A 16,618-nucleotide genomic window follows, 5' to 3' on the forward strand; every position below is an offset into this window, starting at 1 on the left:
ATCAATATTGCCTTGCCAATCAAGTATTACATACCATGGCAGTCAACCTTCAACGCGACACGGCCCGAGGACATGAAGCCGCAGATCCTGCAACTCAATCCCATCCTGATTCCGGCGATCAACGACGAGCTCGCCAGCCTCTACGAGGTCAACAAGTTCTTCGAGATCGCGGATCAGGCAGCGTGGCTCACGGCGCACGGCGCATCGATCGAGGCCGTCATCACGGGCGGCCACACCGGCATCTCGCGTGCCATGCTCGAACAGTTGCCATCGCTCAAGGTGGTCGCCGTCAATGGCGTCGGCACCGATGCGGTGGACCTCGCCTACTGCCGCGAGCGCGGCCTGCCCGTTACCGCGACGCTCGGCGCGCTGACCGAAGACGTGGCCGATCTGGCCATCGGCCTGCTGATCGCGGCCTGCCGCAATATCGCCGCGGGCGATCGCTTCGTGCGCGACGGCCAGTGGGAACTGCATCCGTCGCCGAGCGCGATTCCGCTGGCACGCCGCTTCAGCGGCATGAACGTCGGCATCGTCGGCATGGGCCGTGTGGGCCGTGCGGTGGCCACGCGCGCGGCCGCATTCGGCTGCCCCATCCGCTATACCGACCTTGGCCGCATGGACGACGTGCCGCACGAGTTCGTCGCCGATCTGCGCGACCTCGCGCGTGCCAGCGATGCGCTGATCCTCTGCGCGGCCGCCGACAAGGCCGAGGGCATCGTCGATGCCGCGGTACTCGACGCGCTGGGTCCGCGCGGCTTTCTCGTCAACGTGGCGCGCGGCAGGCTGGTCAACGAAGCCGACCTTGCCGAGGCCATTGCCGCGGGCCGTATCGCGGGCGCGGGGCTCGATGTGTTCGTCGATGAGCCGCGCGTGCCGCTGGCGCTGCGCGCGTCCGACCGCACCACGCTGCAGGCGCATCGCGCGAGCGCAACGTGGGAAACGCGTACCGCGATGGCGCGCATGGTGCTGGACAGCGTGGCACAGGGCCTGGCCGGGCAGCGTCCGGCGATGAGCCTGACGACCTGATTCCATTGCTCCCATGACGAACTACGTCTTTCCGCCCGCCCCGCCGGTCTCGCTCGCGGTAGACGGCTGCGACGCGCGCTTTCCGGTGGCACGGGTGTTCTGCATCGGCCGCAACTATCGCTGGAGCCCCGACGAGCCCAAACCCGCGCGCATGCCGGCATGGTTCATGAAGCCGGCCACGGCGGTGGTGCCCGCACAGGGCGCGTTGCCGTATCCGCCGGCCACCGCCGAGTTCTGCCACGAGGTCGAACTCGTGGTGGCCATCGGCGACGGCGGACGCGATATCGACCCGGCGCATGCGGCCTCGCATATCTGGGGCTACGCGGTGGGGCTCGACATGACGCGGCGCGACCTGCAGCAGCAGGCCAGGCGCGCGGGCGATCCGTGGGAGCCGTCGAAGGCGTTCGATCATTCGGCGCCGTGCGGGCCGGTCGTGCCCGTGGCTACATGCGGCCATCCTCGCGCGGGGTCCATCCGCCTGGCGGTCAACGGCGTCGCGCGCCAGCAGGACGATCTGTCCGGATTGCTGTTTCCCGTGCCGGAGCTCGTCGCCATGCTGTCGCGCTCGGTCGCGCTGATGCCCGGCGATCTGATCTTTACGGGCACGCCGGCCGGCGTGGGCGCGCTGCAGGACGGCGACAGGCTCGACGCGAGTATCGGTGGCATCGGCGAGTTGTCGATGACGGTCGCCGGCCCCGCGCCATGACACGACGCTAATCCCCCAGCAACGCAAGCGGCGACAGACCGCCGCGGCTTCCAACAGGAGACAGTCCTTGAACGCATCCCGAAAAATCGCCCTCGTGACCGGTGCCGGCAGCGGCGTCGGCAGGCTGACCGCGCTGGCACTGCTCGATGACGGCTGGACCGTCGTGCTCGCTGGCCGCCGACCCGAACCGCTGCAGGCGCTCGCGGCCGAAGCCGCCGCGCGTGGCCAGCATGCGGTGGCCATCCCGACCGACGTGACCGATCCCGACAGCGTGCAGGCGCTGTTCGACGACATCGAGCGCGAGTTCGGCCGTGTGGACATGGTGTTCAACAACGCCGGCGTCAATGCGCCCGCGGTGCCGATGGACGAACTGCCGCTGGACAAGTGGTTCAACGTCGTCAACACCAATGTCACGGGCGTGTTCCTGTGCGCGCGGGCCGCGTTCGGGCTCATGCGCCGCCAGTCGCCACAAGGTGGGCGCATCATCAACAACGGCTCGATCTCCGCGCATACGCCGCGCCCGTTCACGGCACCGTACACCGCGAGCAAGCATGCGGTGACGGGCATTACCAAGGCACTGGCCCTCGATGGCCGCGCGTACAACATCGTCGCGAGCCAGATCGATATCGGCAACGCGCTGACCGAGCTGTCGGAACGCATGACGCGCGGCGTGCTGCAAGCCAACGGCACCACGGCGCCGGAGCCGATGATGGACGCGAAGCACGTCGCCAACGCGGTGCGCCATATGGCATCGCTGCCGCTCGATGCCAACGTGCTGACGATGACGGTGATGGCGAGCCATATGCCGTTCTCCGGCCGCGGCTGATGTAGACGGCCAAGCTCGCTCGATCAGAACAGACTACAAAAGGAGACAACGATGCAATTCCACAAGCTGCTCAAGACCCTCGCCGCCGGCGCGGCCCTCGCCGTGGCGTCGGGCGTGGCGATGGCGCAGAACTACCCCACACGTCCCGTCACCATCATCGTGCCCGCGCCCGCCGGCGGCGGCATCGACCTGATCGCGCGCGTGGTCGGCGAGAAACTGTCGGTCAAGCTCGGCCAGCCGTTTATCGTCGAGAACCGTCCGGGCGCGTCGAACAACCTCGGCACCGCGGTGCTCGCGAATGCCAGGCCCGATGGCTACACGATCGGCATCGTCGCCGGCAGCCATAACATCAACAAGTTCCTGTTCAGGAACCTGGGCTGGGATCCTGAAAAGAGCTTCGAGCCGATCGTCTACACGCACGAGATTCCGCTCGTGTTCGCGGTCTATCCGAAGCTGCCGGTGAAGACGCTGCCCGAGCTCGTCAGCTGGATGAAGGCGAATCCGGCCGAGGCCAAGGTCGCGACGTCGGGCCGTGGCAGCGCGCAGGAAATGGCGGCCGAGATGTTCCGCATGAGCAGCGGCGCGCCCGTGCTGCTGGTGCCGTACAAGGGCTCGTCGGCCGCGCATCCGGACCTGATCGCGGGCCGTACCGTGCTCTATATCGACACGATCAGCGCGATCGCGGAGCAGGTGAAATCGGGCAACGTGCGCGCGGTGGCGGTCTCGACGAAGACACGCGCGAAGGTATTGCCCAATGTGCCGACGGCCGAGGAGCAGGGGCTGAAGGGGTATGACGCCAATACCAACGGCGGCTTCCTGGCGCCGGCCGGCACGCCGAAGGACATCGTCAACAAGCTCAATGCCGAGATCAATGCCGCGCTGAAGCTGCCGGAAGTCCGCGCGAAGCTGGAGGCGGCGGGCATCGAGGTACAGGGTGGCACGCCGCAGCAGTACGCGGCCGTCATCAAATCCGATCTCGCGAAGTGGGGCAAGGTGGTGCGGGAGGCCAATATCCAGCCCGAATAATGGCGACTCAGGGGGCGACTCAGGGGGCGACTCAGGGGGCGGTCTTCAGCAATGGATAGGGGTTGATCGCGCCCCCGGCGGCATAGATGCCGTAGTGCAGATGCGTGGGCGTGCCCCGCGCGTTGCCGGTGTCCCCGACATAGCCCAGCGTGGTCCCCGCCTGCACACGATCGCCGGGACCGACATCCGCGTGCCGTTCGAGGTGCGCGTAGTAGTGCATCTGGCGTCCGGGGCCCATGACCCAGACAACGTTGCCGCCGAGCGTGTTGGTCCCGGTGCGCGTGACGATGCCCTCCGTCGCCGACAGCACCGGCCGCCCGCGCGTGGCGAAGATATCGATCCCTTCGTGCCGCCGGCCGCCCGATCTCGCCCCACCCCAGGTGTCGCGCAACGCCTGTCGCGTGACGCCTTGCACCGGCACGGGCAGCGCCGTCGGCGCGGGCAGGCTGGCGAGCCGCGCCGCGTAGATGGCACGGTCGATTGCCGGCCCGACCCATGGCCATGCGGCCCATGCGATGGCGACGATCGTCGCGGGCACCACCCAGCGCGCGACGCCGCGCGATGGCGATGGTGGCGGCGCGGGCGAGGGGCGCCTGTCGTTCCGGGGCGATGGCAACTCGGTCATGCAGGGTCTGAGTCCCGCCCGGGCCGGAAATTCCCCCGACGCCCGCCAACGCGGCAGCGTCCTACACGGCGGGCCCCGCAGGGCGCGTTGCACGGCTAAGGCGCGTGCAGCATGGTCCGCGCGGCGGCCATGACCTCCCTGCTCAATCCATCGAGCAGCGCGGACGCGGCACGCGCGTGTTGCCAGTAAAGCGGCACGTCCAGCGGCGCATCCGGCAGCAACTCCACGAGCGTGCCGGCCGCCAGCTGTCCGGCAATCAGCGTGCGCGGATGCAATCCCCATCCCATGCCCTCGGCCGCGGCAACCACGAACGCATGCGTCGAAGGCAATGTGTGCCGCGGCAGTTCGACATCGCGATGGCACAACCGCCGGACCCAGCGCGACTGCAGCTCGTCCTTGACGTTGAAGACGAGGCTGGGCGCGAGGGCCAGCGTGCCGGCACCGACGCCGTCCGCAAAATACCGCGCGACGAAATCCGGACTCGCGGCCGCGACGTAGCGCATCGCGCCGAGCGGCTGGCTATTGCAGCCGGTGACCGGCTTCGCGGTGCCCGTCACGGCGGCCATCACCGCCCCGCTGCGCAGCCACGCCGACGTGTAGTCCTGATCGTCCACGGCCACCTCCATCAGCACCGGATGCGCGGCGGCAAACCGGGCGATGGCCGGGGCTACCCAGCTCGCCAGGCTGTCCGCGTTCACGGCAATCGGCAGGGTGACGCGCGCCACCCCTTCGGGTGCGAGCGCGGGCAGCGTGCCCTGCAGTTCCTGCTCGAGCAACCGCACGCGGTCGACGTGCTGGCACAGGCGGCGGCCCGTTTCGGTCGCGCGACACGGCTGGTCGCGCACGACCAGTGCGCAGCCGACACGCTCCTCCAGCAGGCGAATGCGCTGGGAGATCGCCGAGGGTGTCACGTTCAGCGCGCGCGCGGCACGCTCGAAGCTGCCTTCGCGGATCACCGCAGCCAGCGCGGATAAGGCGGAGTAATCCAGCATGTCGTTAAGTCCAGCTAATGTCGGTGAAGACAAGATAGTTTGTCTTCATTCCGGAAGGCAGGCAAGCTGCGTGCATGGACTCCCTTGCACTCTCTTTCCCCTCTACCTCGCTTGGCGTATTCGCTCAAGGCGTGGCCCTGAGCTTCGGGCTGATCGTGGCAATCGGCGCACAGAACGCATTCGTGCTGCGGCAGGGCCTGCGGCGCGAGCACGTGGGCCTCGTCGTGGCGTTCTGCGCGGCGGCCGATGCGTTGCTGATCGGCGCCGGGGTGCTCGGCATGGCGCAGGCGCTGGGCGAACGGCCGGCACTCGCCCACTGGCTGGCCATTGCCGGCGCGGTGTTCCTGGCGGTGTACGGCGTTCGTGCATTGCAGCGCGCGCGGCACGCGGCGCGGATGGACGCGGTGGCGCATGGCGGCGGCTTCAGCCGGCGCGCGGCGCTCGCGCAGGCAGCGGCGTTCACACTGCTGAACCCTCATGTGTATCTCGACACCGTCGTGCTGGTGGGCAGCATCGGCGCACAGCAGGCGTCCGCGCTGCGCATCTGGTTTGTGGCCGGCGCGAGCGCGGCCAGCCTCTGCTGGTTCGGCATGCTCGGCTTCGGTGCACGCTGGCTCGCGCCCTGGTTTGCCCGCCCGCTGGCCTGGCGGGTCCTCGATGCGGCCATCGGGGTGACGATGTTCGTCTTGTCGGGATTGCTGGTGCAGAAAGCGATGACGGGTGTCTAGCGTCCGGCTTCAGGTAAAACCCTCGGTGCACTCAATTCCTTCGGGCGCCCTGCCGTTAATCCCCCGTAGGGGCTGACTGCGAGGGACCCGGGTAGCGGGTGTGCGCAGCAGAGCACGTCAACGCCTTCTGCGCCGCACCGTCATGGATATTCTTCGCTTCCGCCCGCTCCTGCTCGCCGCCAGCGTGTGCCTGGCCATGGCCGCGCCGGCCGCCGCCCAGACCACCATCGTGCTGTATTCCGAAGCCGGACAGCGGCCGCTGTCGTTCGAGGAAAACGGTGTGCCCAAGGGCGCCTATATCGAGAACCTCAAGCGCGTGCTCCGGCGCATGCCCGAGTACAAGGTGCAGATCCGCTTCGCGTCGTGGGCCCGCACGGTCGAGGAAGCGCGCAATGGCAACTCGGCCGGCATCCTCGGCGTCTACTACCGCCCCGCCGACCGACCCTTTCTCAACCACTCCAAGGCCTTCTACACCGAGGAAGTCGCCGTCCACTGCAACCGCGACTCCATCGAAGGCCGGACGTTCCGGACCTATCCGGACGACTTCGCCGGACTGCGGTTCGGCAACCAGCGCGGCTACCTTGCCCCGGGCAAACCGTTCTTCCAGATGGTGGCCAGCGGAAAGATCGAGCTCGTCGAGGGTCATGAATTCCACGATCTCGTCAAGAAGATGCTGGTCCAGGAGATCGACTGCGTGGTCAACCCGAGCGTGGTCATCAACGAAGCGCTGATCACGCTCGAGGCACAGGGCATCCCGGAACGCATGCGATACAAGTCCCGCCGCGTGCTGACGATCAAGAACGAAACCGTTCATATCGGCTTTAGCAAGAAATACGAGGAGTCCCATCCGGAGCTGGCGCGCTTCCGGCAGTTGTTCGACAAGGCCGTGGATGAATAGAATGCTGACCTGACTCCCGAGATCGCGCTTCCATGCCTCTGATGCCTCCGGTTCGTTCGATCCGGAACAGGATGATCGTCCTGTTTATCGTTGCCACGACTACAACGCTGGGGGCATTCGCCGCGCATCGGCAATGGCAGCTGAGGCAGGATCTGGAGCAGCGGTTCGAGCGGACCCGCATGGAGGTGTCCGACGGCCTGCGGCAAAGCCTGGCCGGGCCCGCCTGGGCGCTCAACGTCGATATCCTCCGCACGACGCTCGAGGCCACGCTGATCCATCCCGAGGTCACCGGCGCGTGCATCTACTCTCCGGACGGCCACGAAATCTACGCCGAGGTGCATCGGCCTGCCTCGCATGCTTCGGCCTGCGCGACCACGCGCGAACACGATGTGCTCAGCGAAGTCACGATCTTTCCGCCCGACGATATCGACCCCGACCGTCGCAGGCAGCCGATCGGCAAGGCGATCATCCGCTTTACGCGCGACAACCTGCGGCAGACATTGCGCGCGGCCATGGTGCAAGGGCTGACCGAGGTGGTGGCGATCGACGTGGTGCTGGTGCTGCTGCTGACGTTCGGCCTGCGCATGGTCTTCGGCCCGCTCGAGCATCTGCGCACCGCGCTGTTCCGCCTGGCATCGAGCCAGGGCGACCGGCTCGACGAGCTGTCGCGGCTGGGCCGCACGGAATTCGACAGTGTGATCGACGGCTTCAACCGCGTGTTGCGCCGGCTGCAGGCGACGCAGGCCGAGCTCGTCGAGAAGAACCGGCAGCTGGAGGTCGTCTCCAAGACCGATCAGCTCACGGGCGTCTTCAACCGCCGTCATCTGGACGAGGTACTGAACAGCGCGCTGGCCTACACGCGGCACGATGGCATGCCGTTCTCGATCATCCTGCTCGACGTCGATCGGTTCAAGTCGGTCAACGACACTTACGGCCATCAGGTGGGCGACCGCGTGCTCGTGGAAATCGCGCGCTGCATTCTCGACGTCAAGCGCGTCACGGACACCGTGGGCCGCTGGGGCGGGGAGGAGTTCCTGCTGATCTGCGCGGACACCGACCTTGACGATGCGGTTCGGTTTGCCGAGAACCTGCGCGATGCCATCGCCTCGCGCCACTTCTCGGTCACCGGACAGATGACGGCCAGCCTCGGCGTGGCATGCGTGCAGGACGGCGACACGATCCATGGCACGATCTCGCGCGCGGACCAGGCGCTGTATCGCAGCAAGGAGCGCGGGCGCAATCGCGTGGAATATGCGCCCGCTCAGGTGGACGACGCGGACGACGCGGACGACGCCGATGGCCGCGTCGGCGATGCCGTGACCGGGTAACGCCGTCAGCCCCCGGTGCGCGGGCCGAAGCCCGAGTACGGCTTGAGGGCGATGACCTGCGGCGCCTGCAGAAAGCCCGACTTCACGAGCGGCAGGGCCGAGAACGCCTCGACGAGGCTTTGCGCATCGCCGCTCTCCGCGAGGATGGCCGCGCCACCGTCACCGCGCAGCCAGATCTGGCGGACGATGCCCTCCAGATAGAGATGGCGGATGAGCTCGGATTCCGCTTCGCGCTCGGTGGCGGTCGGCGGGTCCTGCGGCGCGGGCGTGGTGCGGGATACCAATACGAGAAACTGCATCGTCAACTCCAGAGTCAGGTCAGGCCTTCGACAATTCGCCATCGTTCAGGCGCCAGATACCACGTGGGTTGTCGTGCTGCAGCGCTTCCGGCAGCAACGCGTCGGGGAAGCCCTGATACGTGACCGGGCGCAGGAAACGCTCGATCGCGCCCATGCCCACCGAGGTGAAGCGGCTATCGGACGTGGCCGGGAACGGACCGCCGTGCGTGGTCGCGTACGACACCTCCTGCGGATGCGCGAACGCGTTGATCACGATGCGGCCCGTGCGGCGTTCGAGGATCGGCAGCAGGCGAGCGGCCAGCGCGTGGTCGGCGCGCTCGATATGCATCGTCGCGGACAGCTGGCCACGGAAGCGGCGCGCGATCGCGATCAGTTGCGCGTCGTCGCGCACGCGGACCAGCAGCGCCGAGGGACCGAACACTTCTTCGAGCAGGGCGGGCGTGTCGAGCAGCCGTGCGCCGTCGACTTCGAACAGCAGCGACTGGCCGTCCCATTCGCCCGTGGGACCCGCACCCGCGGCTATCTGCTCCGCGCCAGCCGCGCGCTGTGCCTCGACATTCTTGCGATAGGCGAGGTGGATGCCCGGCGTCAGCATCGTCCGCGCATGCATGGCGCTCACGCGCTCGATCATCGCCTGCTTCAGCGCGTCGTAACCCGCACCGTCGATGGCCAGCAGAATCGCGGGCTTCAGGCATGCCTGGCCCACATTGACGAGCATGCGTTCGGCAAACCCGTCGCCGATCGCCGCGCCGCGCTCGGCCTGCGCGGCCGGCAGGATAAAGGTCGGGTTCACGCTCGTCATCTCGGTGAACACGGGAATCGGATCGGGACGCTGCTGCGCGCGACGATACAACGCCATGCCTCCCGCCTCGGAGCCGGTAAACGTCACACCCCTGATCAGCGGATGATCGACGAGCGCTTCGCCGATGGCGTTGCCTTCTCCACGCACCATCGAGAAGACCCCCTCGTGCAGGCCCGCATCGCGCACGGCCTGCTGAATCACGCGCGCCTGAATCTCCGAGCCACCCGGATGCGCGTTGTGCGCCTTGACGATGACGGGTGCGCCCGCGGCCAGCGCGGAGGCCACGTCGCCGCCCGCGACCGAGTACGAGATCGGGAAATTGCTCGCGCCGAAGATCGCGACGGGACCCACCGCGATCTTCTGCATGCGGTGATCCATACGCGGGCGCGGCTGGCGGTCCGGCTGCGCGGGGTCGATCGCCGCCTGACGGAAGCGTCCCTGGCGCACGACGGTGGCGAACTGGCGGAATTGCGTCGCGCTCTTGGCCGCCTCCATCAGGAATTGCGCGGCGGGCAGGCCGGTTTCCAGCGCGAGCCGCTCGGCCAGCGCGGACGCATTGGCATCGAGCCCATCGGCGATGCGGTCGAGAAACGCGGCGCGCACGTCGAGGCTCGTCGCGTTGTAGCTGTCGAACGCCTCGTCGGCCAGCTGCGCCGCGCGATCGACTTCGGCGGCGCCGCCGAGCGCGAAGTCGGGACCGAACGTCTCGTTGGTTGCGGGGTTGAGCGCCCGCATGGTGCCCGTGGTGGCGCCGACTTCCTGCGCGCCGATCAACAGATTGCCGGTGAGTGTCATGCTGGGCTCCGTTCGGTGGCGACGGGCAGCGCTGCAACGACTTCTGCCGTCGTGAGGATTTCATGGGCGAACGTGGGACCGTTCAAATGGTGCGCGGCGTGCATCATCTCCCGGGTGAACGCGGCGGTGGCGTCGCGGACGAGCGTCACGTGATAGCCGAGTTCCATCGCGAAGCGCGCGGTCGATTCGATGCAGGTATTGGCCAGCAGGCCGATGACGATCACATGCGTGATGCCCTGCTGCTTGAGCTGAAAGTCGAGGTCGGTGTTCGCAAAGCCGCTCTGTCCCCAGTGCTCGTGAATCACGATGTCGCCGGCCTGTGGAACGAAGTCCGGATGCCATTCGCCGCCGAACTCTCCCTTGGCGAATGTGTGCCGCTCCTGGATCAGGCGTTGCGTGGGGTTCGGGTGATCCCAGTTCTCGTAATCGCCCGGCTGCCAGCGGCGGTGGGGCACGTAGAACACCTGAAGGTCCGACGCGCGCGCGGCGGTCACGGTCGCGCGCAGGTTGTCGAGCAGCTTCACGTCGTCGGCGACGTCGCGCAGCATCGGAAACAGCTTGCCGCCGTGGGACAGGAAATCGTTGTACGGATCCACCAGCAGCAGGCCGGTTCTTTTCGCGGGATAGACAGGATTGGACATGTTGGACTCCATTCGGACGCTGGGGCGCGCCGGTGAGTCGAAGTATAACTATGAAAATCATAGTGTCAAGAAATACGCGGGATAGCGGGCGATTACTGCCCTTTCCGGAGCCACCGGCGAGTGGGCCGATCTGTGTTACTATGAAATAGATAGTGACTAGTGGAGGCGACCATGGCCGTCGCAAACGAAGCAACCCCCGCCACCACCGTATGCCCGGTGGCGCGCTCGACCGAGGTGGTCGGCGATCGCTGGACCATCCTCGTGCTGCGCGAGCTCTATATGGGCGCCACGCGCTTCGAGGAGATCCAGATCCAGACGGAAGCCACGCCACAGATGCTGACCTCCCGGCTCAAGGCACTGGAGGCGGATGGCATGGTCGAGCGCCATCCGTACAGCGAGAAACCGCTGCGCCACGAGTACCGGCTGACGGACAAGGGCTGGGCCTTCTACCCCGTGATCTACGCGCTGCGCGCATTCGGGGAAATGTGGTGCAAGCACGGCGAGGAAGTCGCGACGCGGTTCGTCCACCGCAAATGCGGGCACGACGTCGGGCTCGCGACCGTATGCCCGCATTGCGGCGAGCCCGTGGCCCGCAAGGACCTCGATGCCACCCTGGGCGAACGCTTCGCGGCCGAGCGCGCGGCCCGGCGCGAAGCCTTTAGGCGCCGTTAGAACGCCAGCAGGCGCACGCCGATCGAGGCATAGCCGTACGTACGGTCCAGCCGCGACGCGGTGGCCGCGTTGTACAGGAACGGCACCGTGCCGACGAAGTTGTTGAGGAAAGCCTGTCCGCGGATAAAGACGTCCACGCCCTTGTAGACGTTGTAGCTGAGCTCGACGCCGAACGTGTGGTTCGAGCGGATGGGCGATACCCCGAAGCGCGACATGCGGTCGTCAAGATCGCCGCGCATCAGGTACTGGAACTGGTAGCCCACCTGCGCGCCGAACCCCTGGTAGCGCCAGCGCCATGAGGCCCCCACGTTGATAAAGCCCGCCGTGTAGTTGACGTCCTTGCCGACGTCCAGCCCGAACTGCGAGGCATCGAGCGACAGGCTGGCCGAATTGATCGTCGCACCGCCGACCACGCATGGGGAGGCGAGGCTGCCGTTGGCGATATTGTTCGAACCGATCCGCACGTTGAAGTTGCAGCCACCGCGGTTCAGCCGCGTGGTGATATCGCCCACCGAAACGCGGCTGATGCCACCGCTGACGAATCCGGTCAGCGTGTTGTAGTTGCCGAGCCGGTACGAGTAGGCGATATCGGCCTGCCCCTGCACGTCGTTCGGATCATCGACCCGCAGACCGTTGAACGTGGTGCCACGCACCTGCGTCGGCGTCGATTTGGCCAGCGAGCCCGCGCGGTCTCCCCACGCCGACAAGCGGAACATCAGCCGATGCCGCGCCTGCGGATCGATCTCCGGTGTGTACTGCACGCCCACCTGCCAGCTGTCGATACCGTTGGTATCGGGCCCGTAGTCGATATTGCGCCGCCAGTAGGTGCCGAATGCCGACCACTGCTGCGTGAAGTTGAAGCCGGCGGATACGTGTCCCCCCCGATAGTCGCCGGCATTGTCATAGGCCGCGCCCTGCTTCGCGCGGACGTCGAACACATCGACGAACCGGTTGACGAAGTCGTAGCTCGCCTCGATCTTCAGGCGATGCAGGTCGCCGGCAATCGGCTCCGCGACCATGAATTCGTCTTCGGACGCCGCATGGGCGACGCCGGCTACCGTCATCCATTGCAGGGCCGCCACGGCTAGCGCCGCGGCCTGGGGCACGCGCGGCCGGGTATTGATCATCGTTGACTCCGGAGTCGGGATATGGGGCAAGGGCTCGGCGTGCCGGCCGCCTCCACGCGGCCGGCGCATACCTCGCACGTGGCGGTTCAGGGCTGGATCGCGATCGCGAACTTCACGCCATCGCCGCCCACGGTCTTCGCGCCGGTGCCTACCGACGCGGTCGGCAAACGCACGGCTTGCGCACCCGAGCCGATGCCGGCCTTGACATCGTTGCCGCTCGTCCCCGCCACCGCGAAGGTCGCATTGACGGTGCTGTTGGCGGAAGGCGTGAGCGCCAGGATCTGCGCGGACGTGAGCAGGCCGGTACCCTGGACCTTGCGGAACACTGTGTTGAACGGCAGGCGCATCGCACCGGTGCCGACATTGGCGAACAGGCTGTCGTTGTCGCCATTGCTGAATGCGCCGGACGCGTTCACGCTGCCCGTGATGCGGAACGACATGCCTGCGCCCGGCGGGATCGACACCGAACTCAGCGCGTTGCCGGTGAAACCCAGCACGATGCGCTCGATCACCACCTCGACCGTGTTGCCGTTGAACGCGTAGCGCATGCCGGCACGAACTTCCGATGCGCCGCTGCCGAACGGCGCGCCCTGCTTCGTGATGATCATCGCCACGTCGTCGAGGCGGCCGCCCGAGACGGACATGTTGTCGGCGAGCGGCATCGGTGCGCCGCCGTTCAGCGACACATTGCCCAGCTGCACGTAGTCGGACAGCGTGACGGCCGCCACCACGTCACTGATCAGGCCGCCGTTCACCGCGCCGCCGAGATCGTTCGCGGCATTCAGCACGTCCTGCGCGCTGCCCGTTGCCACCGCGGCGCCCAGGGCGGCGAGCCTGGTGCTCATCGACGCGTCGCCGAATGCCGCGGGGGCGATGGCGCTGACCAGCTTGTTGACGAGTTGCGACGATTCGCTGGCGACGACCTTGCTCAGGCCGCCCGACTGCGTGATGGCATCGAGCGTGGCCGTGGGGTCCGCGCCAAGCGTGATGGTGCCGAGCGCGGTGTTGATCGCCGACACCTGTGCGCCGATCAGCGGGCCGGCCAGAGCCGCGAGGTTGTCCGATACCGCGCCGATGTTGGACTGCAGGCTTGCCGGCAGGCTGCTCTTCGCGTTCTGCACGGACGCCTTGACGGCGGCCGTCACGGTGGCCGTCAAGGTGGCCGGATCGGTGAAGTCCACCACGCCACTCGCGTTACCGACAACATTGGCAACGGCATTGGCCGCTGCAGCGGCGGCGGCTTCCGCGCTCAGCGAGCCGCCGGCGCCCGCCGCCAGGCCCGCGAGCGAGCGGCTGATCTGGTTCACCAGCTGCTGCACGACCACCGCGGCCTTGAGCGCGCCGGCGTCCCGCATCGGGTCGAGGTTCAGCAGGTCCTTCCCGCCAAGTCCCAGCTTGTTGGCGAGCACCGCCGCCTGCGCGGGCCCGAGCTGCGCGACGAGTGTCGTCAGCGGCGATGCCACCGGGGTGACGCCGGCCTTGTAGTCAACGGCCGGCGATTGCAGCACGCCCGAGAACGGCAGCCTGGTGCCGATGTCGGTACCGCCCGCCACCTTGAGCGCGCTCTTTGAGCAATTCGGCGGAAACGTGAAGTCGCCGCTCGCATTGGTCGTCACGGTCTGGTTGCCGCAGTCGAGGAACGTGACCGTCGCGCCAGACAGGTAAAAGTCGACAGCCTTGCCGGAGACGGATGCCGGCGTCGGGCCGGTGCCACCGCCACCGCCGCTGTCCGAACCGCCGCCGCCGCCGCAGGCGACGAGCATCGTGGCTGCACAGGCGATGGCACCGAATGCCAGGGATTGACTCAGCTTCGTTTTCATTTGGCTCGCTTTCGAAAGGTTGGCACCAGCGCTGCTGGCGAATACCCCTGGATAGAACCGGTCGGCATCGTCGTGGCCGATCCGGGGACAATGGCTGGCGCGTCCGCGGCACTGCCGGACGGCCATTTCTGGAAACCTGAGGTGAGGGCCGTGGTGAGCCCTGTGGCGGCGCGGATCATGCCGAGCGCTCCGGCATGTTGGCGCGCGAGGGTCTGCGCCCCGCGGCGACGTCGCGCAACAGGCGATGCCATGTCGGAACGATGCGCGCGGGCGCGAAACCGCGTACATGTTCGCGCTGTCGCTCGGCTTCCTCCCCACCGACCGGCCTGGTTAGCGCGGCCACGATGGCGTTCGCGAGTGCCTCGGCGTTTCCGGGCGGGACCAGCGTGCCGAAGCGTCCACGGCCCACCACTTCCGACGGCCCGGACGGACAGTCGGTGGCCACCACGCGCGCGCCGCAGTACAGCGCTTCGAGCAGCACCATCGACAGGCCCTCGAAGCGCGACGACATGGCGAATACGCTGGCGTGGGTCATCGCCTGGTACGGCGGGTGGTATCCCGGCAGCTGGACGCGGCCTTCCAGGCCCAGTGCGCGGACTCGCTGTTGCAGCGTATCGCGCAACTCGCCCTCGCCGAGGATAACGAGCTGCACGGCTGCGTCCTGCCGCACCACGCGCGCGAACGCGTCGATCAGCACGTCGAACCCTTTCTGCCACGTGAGGCGGCCCACGGCGAGTACGTAGCGGTCCTCCGGCCACCATGCGGGCTTTGCTGTCGCGGTAGCGATGGCCGCATCGATGGCATCGATGCGCAGTGCGTTGTAGAGGCGGCAGATCTTGTCCGCATGGGCCGGCGCGATTCGCCACATCCCCTCCGCCACGCCATCGCTGACCGCAACGAGCCGGTCGCAGCGGGCAACGGCGGCGCGCAATAGCGTGAGATACAGCCAGCGGATGGAGGCGCGCTTGCGCGCGAGGAACGTGTCGAGGTCCTTGTGCAGCCACAGGACGACGGGGCGCCGGCATACCGCACCGAGGGCCACGGCGACGAGATAGGTGCGGAGTTCGAGCGCGCCAACGATGACGTCGCTCGCGCGTGCGGCGGCGAAGAGACCGCGCGCTTCCCGCCGGCCGCCGCCTGAAGCGCTCGCGCGGACTTCGCGGCCATTGACGGTCAGGTTCGGTGGCAGGCTGGCCTTGACCGGCGCATCGCGCAATAGCCGCACGCGCGCGTCGCAGCCTTCGGTGGCCAACTGGCCGACGAGGTTCAGCGTGACAGCTTCCGCGCCGCCGCCACCAAGGTCCGGGAGCAGGAACAGCGGTTTCATGCCGCACCTCCCGCCAGCAGGCCCAGCCCGATCACGCCCGGGGCGCTCAGCAGTTCGCAGCCGCGCGTGGCGAATTTTTCGTAGAGCGCGTCCGTCGCCGGATTGCCGTCCGGATGCGTGAGCACGACCTTGCGCAAGCGCGGATGATCGATGTTCATCAGCGCGGCACTCCGCACCGTGAACACGGTCACCGACTCGTACAGATCCAGCTGACCGAGCAGATACTCCTCGGCGATCAGCGGCGTATCCACGAGCTCGAACGCGCCACTGGGCCGCCCCTCGCGCGGATGCGGCAGATACTCGTCGATCTGCAGCGACGCCACGACATCCGCGTAGATGTCCGCGATCCCCACCATCCCCGGATCTGTCAGCGGCTGGCCAAGAAAGATGCGCCGTTCCCCAGGATGCCGCGCGAGCGAAGACACCGCCGGTCGATCGGTCCGCAGCAGCACGGGCTGCAGCAGCGCGTTGTGCACGATGTTGTCGAACTCGGGGTACAGCGTGTAATGCGCCTGGCTGCGCGCGCGAATCCAGTGCAGATCGACCTCCCCGCGCAGATAGCGAATCAGCACCGCATGCAACGGCGACCGCCGCGCCGCGCGAAAGTACGCGCTGCCGCGATCGACGTTGGACGTCCCGTCGTCATATGTCACGATCGAGCCGAACCCGTGCTTCTTGATCGTGTACTGGGAGTAGAAGTTGTCGATGCTCGCCAGCCCGATCTCGTGCTCGGCCTCCGCGCGCACCGCCCGCAGCGCATGCCGGAAGCGCGCGAAGTTCGTCGGAAACCTGCTGTCGACGACCACATACGCGGCGGCCACCGCCCGTTGCGCCAGCCGGTCGTAGTAGCGGCGCTGCTTCGCGTTGTCGACGCACGTGTAGTAGATAAGCCGGAAATCGCGCGTGCCTCGCGCATCGAGCATCGCGCGGGCGATCAGCGTATGTAGCGGCGTGCAGCAGATGACTAGCATGGGTTGCTC

17 protein-coding genes are annotated in these 16,618 nt (G+C 67.4%); 8 read left to right on the forward strand and 9 right to left on the reverse strand.

All coding sequences use genetic code 11. The annotated features are described in order from the left end of the window. The first annotated feature begins 72 nt into the window (after positions 1-72). The 4 genes from FOB72_RS25130 to FOB72_RS25145 all read left to right on the forward strand — a co-directional run bounded on the left by FOB72_RS25130 (position 73) and on the right by FOB72_RS25145 (position 3,584). A complete protein-coding gene (locus FOB72_RS25130; RefSeq protein ID WP_150375366.1) occupies positions 73-1,026 on the forward strand; it encodes a 2-hydroxyacid dehydrogenase in 954 nt (317 codons plus the stop codon). A 13-nt stretch (positions 1,027-1,039) separates the two neighbouring features. Continuing rightward, positions 1,040-1,732, forward strand: coding sequence for a fumarylacetoacetate hydrolase family protein (locus FOB72_RS25135; protein WP_150375367.1), 693 nt, complete (start codon positions 1,040-1,042; stop codon positions 1,730-1,732). Positions 1,733-1,799: 67 nt separating this feature from the next. Continuing rightward, positions 1,800-2,558: an SDR family oxidoreductase gene (locus FOB72_RS25140; protein ID WP_150375368.1), complete on the forward strand. Its 759-nt coding sequence runs from the start codon at positions 1,800-1,802 to the stop codon at positions 2,556-2,558. Positions 2,559-2,609: 51 nt separating this feature from the next. Beyond that, positions 2,610-3,584, forward strand: coding sequence for a Bug family tripartite tricarboxylate transporter substrate binding protein (locus FOB72_RS25145; protein ID WP_150375369.1), 975 nt, complete (start codon positions 2,610-2,612; stop codon positions 3,582-3,584). Positions 3,585-3,615: 31 nt separating this feature from the next. On the opposite strand, the gene FOB72_RS25150 is transcribed toward FOB72_RS25145, so the two are convergent. Both FOB72_RS25150 and FOB72_RS25155 read right to left on the reverse strand, forming a co-directional pair. Next, positions 3,616-4,209, reverse strand: coding sequence for a M23 family metallopeptidase (locus FOB72_RS25150; protein ID WP_150375370.1), 594 nt, complete (start codon positions 4,207-4,209; stop codon positions 3,616-3,618). Positions 4,210-4,304: 95 nt separating this feature from the next. After that, on the reverse strand, positions 4,305-5,201 hold the full coding sequence (locus tag FOB72_RS25155; RefSeq protein ID WP_150375371.1) for a LysR family transcriptional regulator ArgP: 897 nt from the start codon (positions 5,199-5,201) through the stop codon (positions 4,305-4,307). Positions 5,202-5,275: 74 nt separating this feature from the next. Between FOB72_RS25155 and FOB72_RS25160 the strand changes: the two genes are divergently transcribed. The 3 genes from FOB72_RS25160 to FOB72_RS25170 all read left to right on the forward strand — a co-directional run bounded on the left by FOB72_RS25160 (position 5,276) and on the right by FOB72_RS25170 (position 8,155). Continuing rightward, a complete protein-coding gene (locus FOB72_RS25160; protein WP_150375372.1) occupies positions 5,276-5,929 on the forward strand; it encodes a LysE/ArgO family amino acid transporter in 654 nt (217 codons plus the stop codon). A 142-nt stretch (positions 5,930-6,071) separates the two neighbouring features. Further along, entirely contained in the window at positions 6,072-6,827 is a 756-nt protein-coding gene (locus FOB72_RS25165; RefSeq protein WP_150375373.1) for a substrate-binding periplasmic protein, read from the forward strand. A 71-nt stretch (positions 6,828-6,898) separates the two neighbouring features. After that, on the forward strand, positions 6,899-8,155 hold the full coding sequence (locus FOB72_RS25170) for a GGDEF domain-containing protein (RefSeq protein ID WP_191002405.1): 1,257 nt from the start codon (positions 6,899-6,901) through the stop codon (positions 8,153-8,155). Positions 8,156-8,160: 5 nt separating this feature from the next. Here FOB72_RS25170 and FOB72_RS25175 read toward each other — a convergent pair whose 3' ends face one another. From FOB72_RS25175 to FOB72_RS25185, 3 genes are read right to left on the reverse strand one after another with little or no spacing between them, the layout of a single operon-like run. Continuing rightward, positions 8,161-8,454 carry a hypothetical protein gene (locus FOB72_RS25175; RefSeq protein WP_150375375.1) on the reverse strand — a complete coding sequence of 98 codons (294 nt, stop codon included), beginning with the start codon at positions 8,452-8,454 and terminating at the stop codon, positions 8,161-8,163. 19 nt (positions 8,455-8,473) lie between these two features. Further along, entirely contained in the window at positions 8,474-10,051 is a 1,578-nt protein-coding gene (locus FOB72_RS25180) for an aldehyde dehydrogenase (NADP(+)) (RefSeq protein ID WP_150375377.1), read from the reverse strand. Further along, complete coding sequence (locus FOB72_RS25185) at positions 10,048-10,692, reverse strand: isochorismatase family cysteine hydrolase (protein WP_150375378.1); 645 nt, start codon at positions 10,690-10,692, stop codon at positions 10,048-10,050. Before FOB72_RS25185 ends, FOB72_RS25180 begins: the two co-directional genes overlap by 4 nt. 171 nt (positions 10,693-10,863) lie before the next feature. Here FOB72_RS25185 and FOB72_RS25190 point away from each other — a divergent pair, with 171 nt between their 5' ends. Further along, positions 10,864-11,364: a winged helix-turn-helix transcriptional regulator gene (locus tag FOB72_RS25190; RefSeq protein ID WP_150375380.1), complete on the forward strand. Its 501-nt coding sequence runs from the start codon at positions 10,864-10,866 to the stop codon at positions 11,362-11,364. On the opposite strand, the gene FOB72_RS25195 is transcribed toward FOB72_RS25190, so the two are convergent. From FOB72_RS25195 to FOB72_RS25210, 4 genes are all read right to left on the reverse strand, one after another. Further along, complete coding sequence (locus FOB72_RS25195; protein WP_223851795.1) at positions 11,361-12,491, reverse strand: hypothetical protein; 1,131 nt, start codon at positions 12,489-12,491, stop codon at positions 11,361-11,363. The two genes, FOB72_RS25190 and FOB72_RS25195, sit on opposite strands and share 4 nt — an antisense overlap. 86 nt (positions 12,492-12,577) lie before the next feature. Then, positions 12,578-14,311 (reverse strand): hypothetical protein, encoded by a 1,734-nt coding sequence (locus FOB72_RS25200; protein WP_150375382.1) that lies wholly within the window; start codon positions 14,309-14,311, stop codon positions 12,578-12,580. 175 nt (positions 14,312-14,486) lie between these two features. Beyond that, the gene (locus tag FOB72_RS25205; protein WP_150375384.1) at positions 14,487-15,638 is read right to left on the reverse strand and encodes a glycosyltransferase; all 1,152 of its coding nucleotides are present in this window, start codon (positions 15,636-15,638) and stop codon (positions 14,487-14,489) included. After that, positions 15,635-16,609, reverse strand: a complete 975-nt coding sequence (locus tag FOB72_RS25210) for a glycosyltransferase family 52 (protein WP_150375386.1) — start codon at positions 16,607-16,609, stop codon at positions 15,635-15,637. Before FOB72_RS25210 ends, FOB72_RS25205 begins: the two co-directional genes overlap by 4 nt. Between the last annotated feature and the right edge of the window lie 9 nt (positions 16,610-16,618).

Origin of the sequence: Cupriavidus pauculus (assembly GCF_008693385.1) — a bacterium.
GTDB classification, from domain to species: domain Bacteria; phylum Pseudomonadota; class Gammaproteobacteria; order Burkholderiales; family Burkholderiaceae; genus Cupriavidus; species Cupriavidus pauculus_D.